Here is a 13,343-nt window from a genome sequence, read left to right on the forward strand (position 1 = left end):
GTAACGTCGCTGCCATGGGTGTCGCTGCTGACGAACGCCGGGCGCTGAGCGCTCTCTTCGATGAACTCGGGCCCGACGCACCGACGTTGTGCGACGGCTGGACCACGCGGGATCTCGCCGCGCACCTCGTCGTGCGTGAGCACCGGGCGGATGCCGCTCCCGGCATCATCGTGCCCGCGCTCGCCGGATACACCCAAAAGGTGCAGGACCGGTACGCCGCGAAGCCCTGGGCGAGCTTGGTCGAGCAGGTGCGGACCGGGCCGTCGAGGTTCTGGCCCACCGCGATCGGCCCGCTCGACGAACTCACCAACACCGCCGAGTTCCTCGTGCACCACGAGGACGTCCGGCGCGCGCAGGACGGCTGGGAGCCGCGGCCCGCGGATCCCACCCGGGACGCCGCCGCCTGGCGATCGGCGAAGCAGTCGGCGAAGCTGAACCTTCGCAAGTCGCCTGTCGGCGTGACGCTGCGTACCAAGGACGGGCGCGAGGCCGCCGTCAAGACCGGGCCCGATCCCGTGACCGTCGTCGGGGAGCCGGTGGACCTGCTGCTGTTCGTCTTCGGCCGCGACGCCGTCGACCTCGACTTCGAGGGTGACGCGGCCGCGGTCGGCCGGCTGCAGTCGGTGAACCGCGGGCTCTAGGCTTCGCGGCGTCCACCTAGTGCAGGAGCCGCCATGCCGATGATCAGCGTTGCCATGTTCCCCGGCCGCACGCCGGCGCAGAAGAGTGCCCTGGTCCGCGAGCTGACCGATGCCTTCGTCCGCACCTGCGGCGGCAAGCCCGAAGGTGTCCAGGTGACGCTCGTCGAGGTCGGCGCCGACCACTGGGCCACCGGCGGCGTCCTGTACTCCGAACGCTGAAAGTTCGTGAAGGCCACCTTGAGGAACTACAAGTTCCTCAAGGTGGCCTTCACGAACTTTTGTGGGTCAGCGCAGGCCGAGGGCCCGCAGTGCGAAGTGAACCTCGATCGACGTCTGCTTGATCGTCTCGGCGATCACCAGCGAGCCGTGGCCCGCGTCGTAGCGGTAGAACTCGTGGTGCAGGTCGCGGCCGCCGAGCTGGTCGAGGTAGTTCTCGATCTGGCGGATCGGGCAGCGCGGGTCGTTGTCGCCGGCCAGCACGAGCACCGGCGCCGTCACCGCGTCGACGTACGTGATCGGCGAGCACTCCCGGTACACCGCGGGCACGTCCTCCGGCGAGCCGCCGAAGATCCCGCGGTCGAACGAGCGCAGCTGCTCCATCTCGTCCTCGTACGCGGCGACGTAGTCCGCCACCGGCACCCCGGCGACACCCGCCGCCCACCGCGACGGCTGCGTGCCGAGCGCGAGCAGGGACAGGTAGCCGCCCCACGAAGCGCCGTTCACGACGCACTTCGCCGGGTCGCTGAGTCCGGTTCGGACGGCCCAGTCGTGGACCGCGGCGACGTCCTCCAGCTCGGTCAGGCCGGGCCGGCCCTCGATGGCGTCGCGCCAGGCCGAGCCGTAGCCGGTCGAGCCGCGGTAGTTGACCTCGATCACGGCGAACCCGGCGTCGAGCCAGGTCGCGCGGTAGGCCGAGAAGCGGTCCTCGTCCGCCGCGTGCGGGCCGCCGTGCAGGGAGAACACCGTGGGCAGCGGGCCCTCCGGCGCACCCGAAGGCCGCGAGACGAGCGCGTGGATCCGCCCGCCGACGCCTTCGACGAACGCGTCGGTCACCGGCTCTGAGCCCGGCGCCCGCTCACCCGGCGGCTCGAGCAGGATCGCGTCGGTGCCGCCGGTGGTCCGCGCCCGGACCGCGGTCGGCTCGGCGGCGCTGGACCACGAGTACTCGACCGTGCCGTCCGGGCGGACGCCCGCGCCGCCGATCCGGCCGGCCGGAGTGTCCAATGAGGACAGTTCGGCCGAGTCGAGGTCGTAGCGGTACAACGCATTGCGGCCGTCGTGGAAGTGGACGACGAGCAGGGCGCGCGCGTCCGGGTACCAGCCCGCGACGACCTCGCCCGGCAGGTCCAGTTCGATTTCGGTCTCGGTGTCCGCCCGGACGTCCCAGACCAGCAGCTCCTCGCGGCCGCGGCGCTCGTGCACCACCAGCAGGCGCTGGTCGCCGGGCAGCGGGGAGAATTCAAGCGCGGAGAGGCCCTTGCCCTCGCCGTCCCACTTCTCGGCGACGGCTTCGAATCCGTCGGTCGCGAGCACCCGCAGCGCGGGGTGGCGCGAGTCGCCGTGCTCGGAGTGCGAGATCGCGATCAGGCTCTCGTCGCGGGACAGGGCCGCGATGCCGGCGTCGTCCGGGTGGTTGTAGAAGCGGCGCGTCTCGCCGCCGATCCGGGCGAACAGTTCGCTGCCGTCGTCGGTCGAGACACCGACCGCGACGATCTTCGCGCCGATCTCGAGCCCGGCCTGGTAGCCGTCGTGGACGTCCGGGACGGCCTTCTCCGGCTTGCTGCCCGCGGTCGCGGCGAACGGCTCGCGGACCCAGGAGCCGAACTCGTCGCCGTCGGTGTCGTCGAACCACCAGATCCACGCGCCGTCCGGGGACGGCGTCGAGTACAGGGTGCCGTTGGGCCGGTCGGTGACGCGGCGGTGCTCGCCGGTCGTGCGGTTCCAGGCGTAGACCTCCCAGACACCGCTGGCGTTGGAGGCGTAGACGTTGGCTTCCGGGGCGTCGCGGGCCCATTCGGGCACGGAGATGCGCGGGGCGTGGAAGCGGGCGCGCCAGCGGGCTTCGGCTTCGGCGTCGTCGAACAGCCGGTCCGGGACCACCGCGGGCGGGAATTGCTTGGCTGACTGCGTGCTCACCCCTCGATCCTGCCACCTTCTGGCCGTACTGTGTGCGAGGTGCTGGAGGGTTACGCGCCGGGCTACGGGCGAGACGCGGTGTCGATGATGTCCGCGCGCACGGCGGCGGAGCGCGCGACGTTCGCCCAGCCCCTGTTCCGACCAGGCATGTGGGTGGTCGACCTCGGCTGCGGTCCCGGCTCGATCACCCTGGGCCTCGCCGCGGAGGCCCGGGTGACGGGCGTCGACCGCGACGCGGGCCAGATCGCGATGGCCCGGGACGCCGCCCGCCGCGCCGGACGCTCCACAGTGGACTTCGTGGTGGCGTCGGCGTACGACCTGCCCTTCGCCGACGGCAGCGTTGATGTGGCGTTCTCCCACGCGCTGTTCGAGCACTTGGCCGCCCCCCGGGATGCGCTGGCCGAACTGTGCCGGGTGCTTCGCCCAGGCGGACGGCTGGCCCTGTCCACATCGGACTGGAGCAAGGCCCGCCTGCGCCCGAAGACGGCGAACGTCGATGCCGCTTTGCGCGGTCACCACCTGCTGCGCCGCCGGGCGGGCGGTGACCCGTTCGCCGGCCGCACGATCGCGGACCACTGCGCGTCGGCGGGGTTCACCGAGATCGTCTCGCGTGCCCGCTACCGCGAGGACATGACGTACCGCGGTCTGGCGCAGTACGTGGAATCCCGGCTGGGCGAGGCGGTGGCGGACCCGCAGTTCGGCCGCGACCGCGACCAGCTGGCGAGTGCGGCCCGCTCGGCACTGACCTGGGTCCGCAGCGGCGACGGCGACTTCAGCCAGTGCTGGGTCGAGGTGACGGCGACCAGACCCTGAAACCAGAAGAGCCGGTGTCCGAAGACACCGGCTCTTACTCGTCGGGGTGGCGGGATTCGAACCCACGACCTCCTCGACCCGAACGAGGCACGCTACCAAGCTGCGCCACACCCCGAGGTACTGCTTAACGGGTCGTGGAGAAGTCTAGCGGACGGTGTCCCGGGCTTTCCGGGGGGCCGACTTACGCGGTTCGTTCGACCCCGATCCGCGCGCGACCAGGGTCAACAGGCTCGCCTCCGGCGGGCAGGCGAACCGGGCCGGTGCCCACGGTGAAGTCCCCAGCCCGGCCGAGACGTGCAGCCACATGTGCGCCCCCCACCTCGAGGCGCCCCGCGCCCGGCTGCGATCCAGGTCACAGTTGGTGATGATCGCGCCGTAACCCGGGAGCCGGAGCTGGCCTCCGTGGGTGTGGCCGGCCAGGACGAGGTCGTAACCGTCCGTGGCGAACGTGTCGAGCACCCGCGGCTCCGGCGAGTGCGTGACGCCGATGCGGACGGACGCGCCGCTGTCGGCCGGGCCCGCGATGTCGGCGTAGCGGTCGCGACGCAGGTGCGGGTCGTCGACGCCGGCCGCGAACACCCGCTGCCCGCCGACGTCGATCGTGCGGCGGACGTGCGTCAGGTCGGTCCAGCCGTGCTCGACGAACGCCGCGCGCAGGTCGCGCCACGGCAGCTGGATGCCGTGGATGCGCTTCTTCTTGCCCTGCGGCATCAGGTAGCGGGCCGGGTTCTTCGGCTTGGGCGCGTAGTAGTCGTTGCTGCCGAAGACGAACACGCCGGGCCGGTCGAGCAGCGGGCCCAGCGCGCGCAGCACCGACGGGACGGCCGTCCGGTGCGACAGGTTGTCGCCGGTGTTGACGACGAGGTCCGGGTTCAGCTCGTCGAGCGCGGCGACCCAGCGCTGCTTGCTGTGGTGACCGGGCAGCATGTGCAGGTCCGAAACGTGCAGGATGGTGAACGGCCGCGAGCCGGGCGCCAGCACCGGCAGTTCGGCGGTGCGGAGGGTCCAGCGGCGCCGTTCGATCCCGACGGCGTAACCGAGGGTCGCGGCGCCGAGCGCCAGCGTCCCCGCGGCGACGCGCGCTGCCGTCGCCCCCGACGTGCGTGTGTTACTGAGCGTGCTCACGAACTCCAGGATACGTGCTCAACAGTTGGATGACTTCACCGCCGTTTCGGGGAACCTGCCGCTTAGCATCTGCGTCGGCCCGAAGACGGGTTCCGAAGCCGGGGGGCTTGGGGAGAACGATGGAGCAGTTCGGGCCGTACCGGATCGAAGGCCTGCTGGGCCGCGGCGGCATGGGCGAGGTCTACCGCGCGTATGACACCGCGCATGATCGTGTCGTCGCGCTGAAACTGTTGTCCGAGCCGTTCGTCACCGACGAAGCCTTCCGCGCGCGCTTCCGCCGCGAGTCACAGATCGTCGCGCGGCTGCGGGAACCGCACGTGATCCCGATCCACGCCTACGGCGAGATCGACGGCCGCCTGTACCTCGACATGCGGCTCGTCGAAGGCCGCGACCTCAAGGAGCTCCTGGCGGACGGGCCGCTCGACCCCGCGCGGGCCGCCGGGATCGTGGCCCAGGTCGCGGGCGCGCTGGACGCCGCCCACGCGGACGGCCTGGTGCACCGCGACGTCAAGCCGTCGAACGTGCTCGTGACGAGCGCGGACTTCGTGTACCTGGTGGACTTCGGCATCGCGCGGTCGATGACCGCCGAAGGGACGTCGATCACCGGCACCGGCAACGTGATCGGCACCCTCGACTACATGGCGCCGGAACGCTTCGGCGACGCCCCGATCACCGGCCTCGTCGACGTCTACGCGCTCGCGTGCGTGTTCTTCGAGTGTCTCACCGGGCACCGCCCGTTTCCGGCGGAGGGCGCGGCCGCGCAGATGGGCGCGCACCTGACCGCGCCACCGCCGGTGCTTTCGCGGGCGCGCCCGGGTCTGCCGGCGGCGTTGGACGCGGTCGTGGCGCGTGGAATGGCGAAGAACCCCGCGGACCGGTACCCGACGGCGGGGGCGTTCGCCGACGCCGTCCGGGCGGCGGTGACGGCACCGGCCCCGCCGATCCCGACGTGGCAGAAGACGTTGCCGGGCCTGGTTTCGCACCCTGCTCCGGCGCCGATGACCCCGCCACGGCCGATGCCGCTCCCGGCGGCGCCGCGCCCGGGTCCGTTCACCGGACCGTCGCCGATCGCTCCGCCGGCCCCGAAGTCACCGCGGAACCGGTGGATCGCGCTGTGCGCCGCGTTGGCCGGAGTCGTCGTGGTGGCGCTGGTGATCACCTACGTCGTGACGAAGGACAGAACGACCCAGACGGCCGGTCCGGGACCGACGAACCCCCCGGTCACCGGCGAAACCTCCGCACCGGCAACGAAAATTTCCACGGAAGCACCGTCCACTTCGGAATCGAAGCCGCCGCACGACGAACGGCTGGCCGCCGCGCTGCCGCCGATCTACCGGACGTGCACCGACGCGGCAGCGCCCGCCGGAACGGCCGCGGCGGTCGAGTGCGCCGGTTCGACCGTCGGTGACGTCAAGATCGGCAACGTCTGGTTCGCGGAGCCGACCGGCGCGCGATTCCTCCGCTTCGCCGACGCCGCCGCGATGGACGCGTTCTTCCAGGACATCGTGAAGACGCAGGGCCTCACCCGCAACGACGCGCAGGGAGCGTGCCGCCCGGACAAGTACCCCAAGATCTGGGGCACGTACTACCGGGCGGAGGTCCGCAACCCGGTCCCCGGCGAGTACCTGACCTGCTTCCTGGGCGACCCGGCCCAGCTGGTGTGGACGGAGAAGAAGAACCTGGTGGCGGGCATCCTGCTGGCCCCGAAGATCACCACGAACGACGATCTCGACAAGCTCTACCAGTGGTGGAACACGGAAATCCTGTCGGAGATGGGAAACAGCTGACGGAGCCCGGATCGGAAAGCGGATCCGGCGGGCGGAAACGGGGACGGGGCGGGAGTGCCGCATCTCCCGCCCCGCCGTTCGAGCTTGACCTAGCGGGCGCCGCCGCCCATGTACTTCGGGTCGGGCTGCGGCAGATCCGCGGGTGGCTGACCTTCCATGATGTTCTTCATCGCGCCGAACCACGTTCGCGCCGGGGCCTTGCCACCGAAGATGTTCCCGCCGCCGCCGCAGACACGGACGTTGCCCGGGCCGGCGTCGCAGATACCGCCCTGGCCGCCGCCGAACTTGAACGTCATCGCCGATCCGGCCAGCTGCGGGGTGCCGCCGACGAAGGCCGCCGACACGTTGCCCTGCGTCGTGCCCGTCTTGCCGATCATCGGCCGGTTCCAGCCGACGCCGTTGGCCGCCTGGAACGAGGTGCCGCCCGGCTGGTCGTCTTTGCTCATCCCGACCGCCAGGGTGTTCGCCAGGCCTTCGGGCACCGCCTGCTCGCACGGCGCTTCCTTGATCGCCACCGGTGCTCCGTTGCGGTCGGTCACCGCGGCGATCGGCGTCGGCGGGCACCAGACGCCGCCGGAGAGGATCGTCGCGGCGACGTTGCCCATCTCCAGGCCGCTCACCGGGCTGAACCCGAGGGTGAACGCGCCGAACCCCGGGCTGTTCCCCTGGGGGCCGTAAGCCTCCGCCTGGCTCTGGTTCTTCCCCTTGACGTTCGGATCGACGGGACCGCCGCCGGTGTTGCTGGCCATCGTTTCGCGCAGGCCGAGCCGGCGGGCCATGTCGATGGCCGGGCCGGTGCTGCCGAGCTGGTCCTCGAGTCCCACGAACGTGGTGTTCGGGGACGTCGCGAGGGCGGTCTGGAGGGTCGCGTTCGCGGCGGTCCTGCTGTAGTCGGCCGCGTTGCCGACGCAGTACCAGTACGTGCGGGGCTTGCCCGTCGGTGTGGTGCTGCAACCGCCCTTTTCGGTCGTGAACACGTGCGAGGTGTAGGTCTCCGGCAGGTCCACCGGCGAGTAGATCCCGGCGATCCCCTTGTCGAGGACGGCCGCGCTGGTGAAGATCTTGTACGTCGACCCCGCACCACCGGTGTTGTAGACACCCGCGGGCAGCGCGTACGTCGTCTGGCCCTCGTCCTGGTTCTGCCCGTAGTCGCGGTTCGCCGCCAAGGCGACCACTTCGTGCCGGTCCTTGCCCGGTTTGATCAGCGACAACGTGTTCGCCACGTACTGCTGCGTCTTCTTGACCTGCGCCTCCGCCGAGACCTTCGCCTCGTGGTTGGCGCGCTCGTCCAGCGTGCTCTTGATCGTGTAGCCGCCGGAGTAGAGCTGGTCCTTCGTCATCCCGCCGGCCTTGAGGAGGTAGTCCTCGACGTACTGGCAGAAGAACCCGGCCTCCGGGCCCGCGCCGATGCAGTTGGCCGGCGGCTTCTTCGGGTTGTCCGGGACCACGCCCAGCGGCTCGGCCTTGAAGCGGTCCGCGTCGGCCTTCGCCAGCTTCTTGTTGTCCACCATCCGGTCGAGCACCAGGTTGCGGCGCGCGGTGGCCTTGTCCGGGTGGTTCCACGGGTCGTTGTTGATCGGGTTGTTCACCAGGCCGGCCAGCAGCGCGGCCTGCGGCACGGTGAGCTTCTCCGGGGTCGTGTCGAAGTACGCGTGCGCCGCCGCGCCGATCCCGAAGATCTGCCGGGAGAACTCGACGATGTTGAGGTAGTTGGCCAGGATCTGCTGCTTGCTCAGCTTCGTCTCGAGGTTGATCGCGATCCGCGCTTCCTTGAGCTTGCGGGAGATCGACTGCTCCTGAGCCTTCTTCTGGCCGATCGGGTCGTTCCGGTAGACGACGTTGATCAGGTAGTTCTTGGTGAGCTGCTGGGTCAGCGACGACGCGCCCTGGGTGTCGGCGCCGGTGCTGTTGCTGACGGCCGCGCGCAGGGTGCCCTGCCAGTCGACGCCGTGGTGTTCGTAGAACCGCTTGTCCTCGACCGAGACCAGGGCCCACTTCATGGCCTCGTTGATCTGGTCCGGGGTGATCGGCAGCCGGTACTGGCTGTAGAGGGTCGCGATCGGCTTGCCGGTGTTGTCGGTGACCGTCGTCACCAGCGGTGGCGGGATGTCCGCGAGGTCGGAGGAGGTCTTCTCCACCGTCTCGCTGGCCTGGTTCGACATGACACCGGCGGCCCCCACGACCGGGAAGAGCATGCCGGCGACAAGCACCCCCGCGAGCAGGCAGAGGCCGATGAGCTTGAACAAACCATCCGCTTTTCGCACGAGGGCCAGGTTACCCGGAACGGATCAGGTGCCGGTGACGCCGTGTCTCCGGGGGTGTGAAATCAGTGACAAAAGAGACCCCCTTTGGTGACAACTGGTAACGGAAGGCATTCTGGGGCTCGACGGGGGGAACCGAAGGCCCCTACAGTCCGTCAACGTCTCACGAAGACAAGCCGTCGGATGGATCAACGCGGGTGGGAGCTCGCCTGGTCCGAACGGCGGTACCGGCACCGGGGAGGTGCCCGGGTAACCGACGTGAGCTGAGGGAGACACGCTCGCGGGGGCAAGGAGCGCAGTGCCTTTCCCCGCTGGTGCGTCGATCACCAGGGTAGGGAGCTGGGGGTATGGAAACCAACCAGTCGAGCTGGCGAATGAACGCGTCCTGCCGGGACGCCGATCCGGACGGCCTGTTCGTCCGGGGTGCGGAGCAGAACCGGGCCAAAGCGGTCTGCATGGGCTGCCCGGTCCGCACGGAATGCCTCGCCGAAGCGCTCGACGGCCGGATCAACTTCGGCGTCTGGGGTGGCATGACCGAACGGGAGCGGCGAGCCCTGCTGCGCCGCCGTCCCGACGTGGAGAGCTGGGCCGACCTGCTCGAAGCGGCCAAGCGGAACGCGAGGGAACGGGTCAAGGTCGGCTGAACGGTCTGCCGTGGCCGGTCGTGAGTGGTAATTAGGGTTAGAACCCTAATTACCACTCACGACAAGCCGCGGCAGACTCAGCCGGCGAGCTTCACGCCGATGTTGCGCAGGCCGTCGAGGTCGTGCACGTCGCCGGCCAAGGCCGGGACCTTCGCCAGCGCCACCTCCGGGTGCGCCCGGGTGAACCGCGCCAGCAGCCGCTCCTCTCGGGCCGCCAGGCTTACCCGGTCCGCATGCAACCGGAGCACCGCCTCGGCCAAGGGGGCGTTCTGCAGCGTCTCGGCCGCCGCCAGGGCCTCCGCGCCGGACAGCGGAGCCAGCACCGGGTGCGTCCGGTTCGCGATCAGCCCCGCCAGCGGCATCGACTCGGCCGACAGGCGCTCGACGAAGTAGGACGCCTCGCGCAGCGCGTCCGGCTCCGGCGCGGCCACGACCAGGAACGACGTCCCCGACGAGCGCAGCAGCTCCGCCGTCTTGCGCGCGCGCTCGCGGAAGCCGCCGAACATGCTGTCGAAGGCCTGCATGAACGCCGACGCGTCGGTCAGCAGCTGGCCGCCGATGATCGTCGACACGGCCTTGGCGAACATCGAGAACCCGGCGTTGACGACCTTGCGCAGGCCCCAGCCGCCGGCCTTCGCCGGGGCCGTCAGCAGCCGGATCATCCGGCCGTCCAGCGCGCTCGAGAGCCGGGTCGGCGCGTCGAGGAAGTCCAGGGCGGACCGGCTCGGCGGGGTGTCGACGATGATCAGGTCCCACTCGCCGGTGGCCGCGAGCTGGCCCAGCTTCTCCATCGCCATGTACTCCTGCGTGCCGGAGAACGACGTGGAAATCGTCTGGTAGAAGGGGTTCTGGAGCAGCTGCTCGGCGCGTTCCGGGCCGGCGTGCACGCGCACCATGTCGTCGAAGGTGCGGCGCATGTCGAGCATCATCGCCCAGAGTTCGCCCTTCGGCTCGAACCCCTCGACCTGCACCTGCCTCGGGTGGTTGCCGAGTTCGCGCAGGCCGAGCGCCTGCGCCAGCCGCCGGGCGGGGTCGATCGTCAGCACCACGGTCTGGCGGCCGCGCTCGGCCGCGCGCAGGGCCAGCGCCGCGGCGGTGGTCGTCTTGCCGACGCCGCCGGAGCCGCAGCAGACGATCACGCGGCTTTCCGGGTCGTCGAGCAGCGCGTCGATGTCGATGGTGGTCACAACCGCACCCCCTGGTCGGTCAGGGCTTCGGCCAGGTCGTAGAGAGCCGCGACGTCGACGCCCTCGGTCAGGTCCGGCAGCTCCAGGGTCGGCAGGTCGGCCTCGGCGAGCTGCTCGCGCGCCCGCTGCTCCGCGGCGACCCGCACGGCGTGCTCGACGGTCTCGTCGACCAGCGCGTCCAGGGTCGCCTGCGGCAGCTTCAGCCCGGCCGAGGCGAGCCCGGTACGGACGCGGGAGGCGTCGACGCGGCCGTCCGCGGCGGCGGTCACCGAACGGGCCGGCAACCGCGGCGGTCTCACCCGGTTGACCAGCACCGCACCCGGGCGCAGGTCGGCGCCGTCCAGCTCGGCGACGGCCTCGACGGTTTCGCGCACCGGCATCTCCTCCAGCAGCGTGGCCAGGTGCACGGCGGTCTCACCGGAGTGCAGCAGCCGGACGACGCCGTCGGCCTGGCCGCGGATCGGGCCGGTCTTCGCGAGGTCGGTCAGCGCCTTGGTGACGTCGAGGAACTTGACGACCCGGCCGGTCGGCGGCGAGTCGACGACGACGGCGTCGTAGGTGTGCCGCCCGTCGGACTCGGTCCGGCCGACGCACTCCTTGATCTTCCCGGTGAGCAGGACGTCACGCAGGCCCGGCGCGAGCGTGGTCGCGAACTCGATCGCGCCCATCCGCCGCAGCGTCCGGCCGGCGAAGCCCAGGTTGTAGAACATCTCGAAGTACTCGAGCAGCGCCGCTTCGACGTCGATGTGCAGCGCGCGCAGCTCCCCGCCACCCGGGACGGACGCGATGCGCTGCTCGGCGTAGGGCAGCGGCTCGGTGTCGAAGAGCTGGGCGATGCCCTGCCGGCCCTCGACCTCGATGAGCAGCACGCGACGGCCTTCACGGGCGAGCGCGAGGCCGAGCGCGGCGGCGAGCGTCGTCTTGCCGGTCCCGCCCTTGCCGGTGACGAAGTGCAGCCGGGCGCGGGCAAGCTCGTCGGTCCAGCCGGCATGGGAAATGGTCACTTCTTCACCCTAATTCAGCGCTCAACTGGCCAGCAGCATGACGCCGGCCGCAGCGGCGACGGCCGCGACGAGTGCCCAGCTCACGACGCCGGGCAGGACGGTCAGCGTGAGGACGCCCACCACGACCAGCAGGGTGAAGGTGATCACCCCGCCCAGCGCGACCTGGCCCGAATGCTGCGTCCGGTCGCGCACCTTCGCCATCACGACGAGCACCAGCGGCAGCCCGGCCGCCGCCAGCAGCGCCGTCGCGATCACCCGCCACGTTTCCACCGGCCCACGCTAGCGGTGCCAAGCGCCCCAAGGCGGCCTTCGGTGCGTGAGACGCACCCAAGGCGGCCTTCGGTGCGTGAGACGCAACCAAGGCCGCCTTGGGGCGCTTGGGGTCGGGCGTGAGATGAACCACACCCCGGCGCGTCGCGGCCGGTTTTCCGGCGGTCGTCCCCGGCGGTCTTGCCCGCTTGGCTACGCTCCCGGCTATGAGCGCCACCAAGTGGGAGTACGCCACCGTCCCTCTGCTGATCCACGCCACGAAGCAGATCCTCGACCAGTGGGGCGAGGATGGCTGGGAGCTGGTCACCGTGCTGCCGAACCCGACGGGCGAACAGCACGTCGCGTACCTCAAGCGTCCGAAGGGCTGACCCGGTGAGCTGGAGCGATCGGCTGAAGGAACTCGGCATCGAGCTGCCCGGCGTCGCGGCCCCGCTGGCCGCCTACGTGCCCGCCGTGCAGAGCGGGCAGCACGTCTACACGTCCGGCCAGCTGCCCTTCGTCGACGGCGTGCTCGCCGCGACCGGCAAGGTCGGCGCGGAGATCAGCCCCGAAGAGGCGAAGGGCCACGCCCGCACGTCGGCGCTCAACGCGCTCGCGGCCGTGCACGCGCTGGTCGGCATTGACAACGTGGCGCGGATCGTCAAGGTTGTCGGCTTCGTGGCTTCCGCGGAGGGCTTCACCGGTCAGCCGGCGGTCGTCAACGGCGCGTCCGAACTGCTCGGCGAGGTCTTCGGCGACGCGGGCATCCACGCCCGCTCGGCCGTCGGCGTCGCGGAGCTGCCCATCGGTTCGCCGGTGGAGGTCGAACTGATCGTGGAGGTGCAGTGATGGACCCGGACATCGAGCAGGCCACCCACGAGCTGCTGATCCGGCTGGCCGGGCGGCTGCCCGACCAGTTGCTGTGGCGGTTCCGCGACTGGCTCGGCGAAGGCGCCATGGGCACCTTAGCCCGGACCCTGCCGAGGTCTTTGCTTAAGCACAGGATCGATCTCGACCAAACGGAGTACCGGCTGCTCGTGGCCGGTCTCATCCCGCACGGCGCCGACTGGCACCAGGTCAGTTCGACGCTGGGGGTAGACGACGTCACCGAGAACCGGTACACATTCACGTCGAGTGCGCCCGAATGGGTTAACTCGGTCGACTCCGTGTCCGTGTTGATCCACGCAACGTTGCGAGGACGCCCGGACGTGGGGGAAGTGCGGCAGAGCTGGCGACACGTCGGTGTGGTCGGGCAGGGCACCGCCAAGCGCGTCCTGCTGATCACTGCGCTGACGGGGCTACCGAGGTTGACCGGCGAACTGCAGCGGGTGCTGCGGGTCCTGGGCGACGAAGAGCCGAGCGTCGAGGTCATTCCGCCGCGCTTCGACCTGCCGGGGTACCACCGGGCCGCGCTGGCCGACTCAGAGCTGATCTGCGTGGGCGCCGTGGCGGGGACCCGGCTAGTAGCCGCATAACGCTCGCCCGCCAGCGAGCTG

The 13,343-nt window shown here is 70.7% G+C and carries 14 protein-coding genes and 1 tRNA gene; 8 read left to right on the top strand and 7 right to left on the bottom strand.

Annotation, left to right across the window (positions count from 1 at the left end):
• Nucleotides 1–14: 14 nt before the first annotated feature.
• Nucleotides 15–641 carry a TIGR03085 family metal-binding protein gene (locus ACLJQF_RS38875; RefSeq protein WP_410615289.1) on the top strand — a complete coding sequence of 209 codons (627 nt, stop codon included), beginning with the start codon at nt 15–17 and terminating at the stop codon, nt 639–641.
• A 33-nt stretch (nt 642–674) separates the two neighbouring features.
• Entirely contained in the window at nt 675–860 is a 186-nt protein-coding gene (locus tag ACLJQF_RS38880; RefSeq protein ID WP_410615290.1) for a tautomerase family protein, read from the top strand.
• Between the two features lie 66 nt (nt 861–926).
• On the opposite strand, the gene ACLJQF_RS38885 is transcribed toward ACLJQF_RS38880, so the two are convergent.
• A complete protein-coding gene (locus ACLJQF_RS38885; RefSeq protein WP_410615291.1) occupies nt 927–2,777 on the bottom strand; it encodes a prolyl oligopeptidase family serine peptidase in 1,851 nt (616 codons plus the stop codon).
• 39 nt (nt 2,778–2,816) lie between these two features.
• Between ACLJQF_RS38885 and ACLJQF_RS38890 the strand changes: the two genes are divergently transcribed.
• A complete protein-coding gene (locus ACLJQF_RS38890) occupies nt 2,817–3,590 on the top strand; it encodes a methyltransferase domain-containing protein (RefSeq protein WP_410615292.1) in 774 nt (257 codons plus the stop codon).
• A 41-nt stretch (nt 3,591–3,631) separates the two neighbouring features.
• On the opposite strand, the gene ACLJQF_RS38895 is transcribed toward ACLJQF_RS38890, so the two are convergent.
• Both ACLJQF_RS38895 and ACLJQF_RS38900 read right to left on the bottom strand, forming a co-directional pair.
• Nucleotides 3,632–3,705: transfer RNA gene (locus ACLJQF_RS38895), tRNA-Pro, on the bottom strand.
• 29 nt (nt 3,706–3,734) lie between these two features.
• Nucleotides 3,735–4,715, bottom strand: coding sequence for a metallophosphoesterase (locus tag ACLJQF_RS38900; RefSeq protein ID WP_410615293.1), 981 nt, complete (start codon nt 4,713–4,715; stop codon nt 3,735–3,737).
• Nucleotides 4,716–4,834: 119 nt separating this feature from the next.
• Between ACLJQF_RS38900 and ACLJQF_RS38905 the strand changes: the two genes are divergently transcribed.
• A complete protein-coding gene (locus ACLJQF_RS38905) occupies nt 4,835–6,502 on the top strand; it encodes a protein kinase domain-containing protein (RefSeq protein ID WP_410615294.1) in 1,668 nt (555 codons plus the stop codon).
• An 89-nt stretch (nt 6,503–6,591) separates the two neighbouring features.
• On the opposite strand, the gene ACLJQF_RS38910 is transcribed toward ACLJQF_RS38905, so the two are convergent.
• Nucleotides 6,592–8,766 (bottom strand): transglycosylase domain-containing protein, encoded by a 2,175-nt coding sequence (locus tag ACLJQF_RS38910; RefSeq protein ID WP_410615295.1) that lies wholly within the window; start codon nt 8,764–8,766, stop codon nt 6,592–6,594.
• Between the two features lie 344 nt (nt 8,767–9,110).
• Between ACLJQF_RS38910 and ACLJQF_RS38915 the strand changes: the two genes are divergently transcribed.
• A complete protein-coding gene (locus ACLJQF_RS38915) occupies nt 9,111–9,407 on the top strand; it encodes a WhiB family transcriptional regulator (protein WP_410615296.1) in 297 nt (98 codons plus the stop codon).
• Nucleotides 9,408–9,484: 77 nt separating this feature from the next.
• Here the strand turns inward: ACLJQF_RS38915 and ACLJQF_RS38920 are convergent, their stop codons facing one another.
• Genes ACLJQF_RS38920 through ACLJQF_RS38930 form a run of 3 tightly spaced genes read right to left on the bottom strand, consistent with a single transcriptional unit; the run spans nt 9,485 to nt 11,868 of the window.
• Nucleotides 9,485–10,594 carry an ArsA family ATPase gene (locus ACLJQF_RS38920; RefSeq protein WP_410615297.1) on the bottom strand — a complete coding sequence of 370 codons (1,110 nt, stop codon included), beginning with the start codon at nt 10,592–10,594 and terminating at the stop codon, nt 9,485–9,487.
• Nucleotides 10,591–11,598 (bottom strand): ArsA-related P-loop ATPase, encoded by a 1,008-nt coding sequence (locus ACLJQF_RS38925; protein ID WP_410615298.1) that lies wholly within the window; start codon nt 11,596–11,598, stop codon nt 10,591–10,593. Before ACLJQF_RS38925 ends, ACLJQF_RS38920 begins: the two co-directional genes overlap by 4 nt.
• A gap of 21 nt (nt 11,599–11,619) precedes the next feature.
• The gene (locus ACLJQF_RS38930; protein WP_410615299.1) at nt 11,620–11,868 is read right to left on the bottom strand and encodes a hypothetical protein; all 249 of its coding nucleotides are present in this window, start codon (nt 11,866–11,868) and stop codon (nt 11,620–11,622) included.
• Between the two features lie 206 nt (nt 11,869–12,074).
• Between ACLJQF_RS38930 and ACLJQF_RS38935 the strand changes: the two genes are divergently transcribed.
• The 3 genes from ACLJQF_RS38935 to ACLJQF_RS38945 are packed head-to-tail and all read left to right on the top strand — an operon-like array spanning nt 12,075 to nt 13,322.
• Entirely contained in the window at nt 12,075–12,236 is a 162-nt protein-coding gene (locus tag ACLJQF_RS38935; RefSeq protein ID WP_086679227.1) for a DUF4177 domain-containing protein, read from the top strand.
• Nucleotides 12,237–12,240: 4 nt separating this feature from the next.
• Complete coding sequence (locus tag ACLJQF_RS38940) at nt 12,241–12,696, top strand: RidA family protein (RefSeq protein WP_410615300.1); 456 nt, start codon at nt 12,241–12,243, stop codon at nt 12,694–12,696.
• Nucleotides 12,696–13,322, top strand: a complete 627-nt coding sequence (locus ACLJQF_RS38945) for a hypothetical protein (RefSeq protein WP_410615301.1) — start codon at nt 12,696–12,698, stop codon at nt 13,320–13,322. Before ACLJQF_RS38940 ends, ACLJQF_RS38945 begins: the two co-directional genes overlap by 1 nt.
• Nucleotides 13,323–13,343: the final 21 nt, after the last annotated feature.

The sequence above is a fragment of the Amycolatopsis sp. lyj-109 genome, assembly GCF_046548995.1.
Taxonomy (GTDB): Bacteria; Actinomycetota; Actinomycetes; order Mycobacteriales; family Pseudonocardiaceae; genus Amycolatopsis.

Excerpts from the sequence above, each read along its gene's own strand:
- ACLJQF_RS38875 (WP_410615289.1), top strand. The coding sequence starts at position 15 with ATGGGTGTCGCTGCTGACGAACGCCGGGCGCTGAGCGCTCTCTTCGAT.
- ACLJQF_RS38880 (WP_410615290.1), top strand. The coding sequence starts at position 675 with ATGCCGATGATCAGCGTTGCCATGTTCCCCGGCCGCACGCCGGCGCAG.
- ACLJQF_RS38905 (WP_410615294.1), top strand. The coding sequence starts at position 4,835 with ATGGAGCAGTTCGGGCCGTACCGGATCGAAGGCCTGCTGGGCCGCGGC.
- ACLJQF_RS38915 (WP_410615296.1), top strand. The coding sequence starts at position 9,111 with ATGGAAACCAACCAGTCGAGCTGGCGAATGAACGCGTCCTGCCGGGAC.
- ACLJQF_RS38935 (WP_086679227.1), top strand. The coding sequence starts at position 12,075 with ATGAGCGCCACCAAGTGGGAGTACGCCACCGTCCCTCTGCTGATCCAC.
- ACLJQF_RS38945 (WP_410615301.1), top strand. The coding sequence starts at position 12,696 with ATGGACCCGGACATCGAGCAGGCCACCCACGAGCTGCTGATCCGGCTG.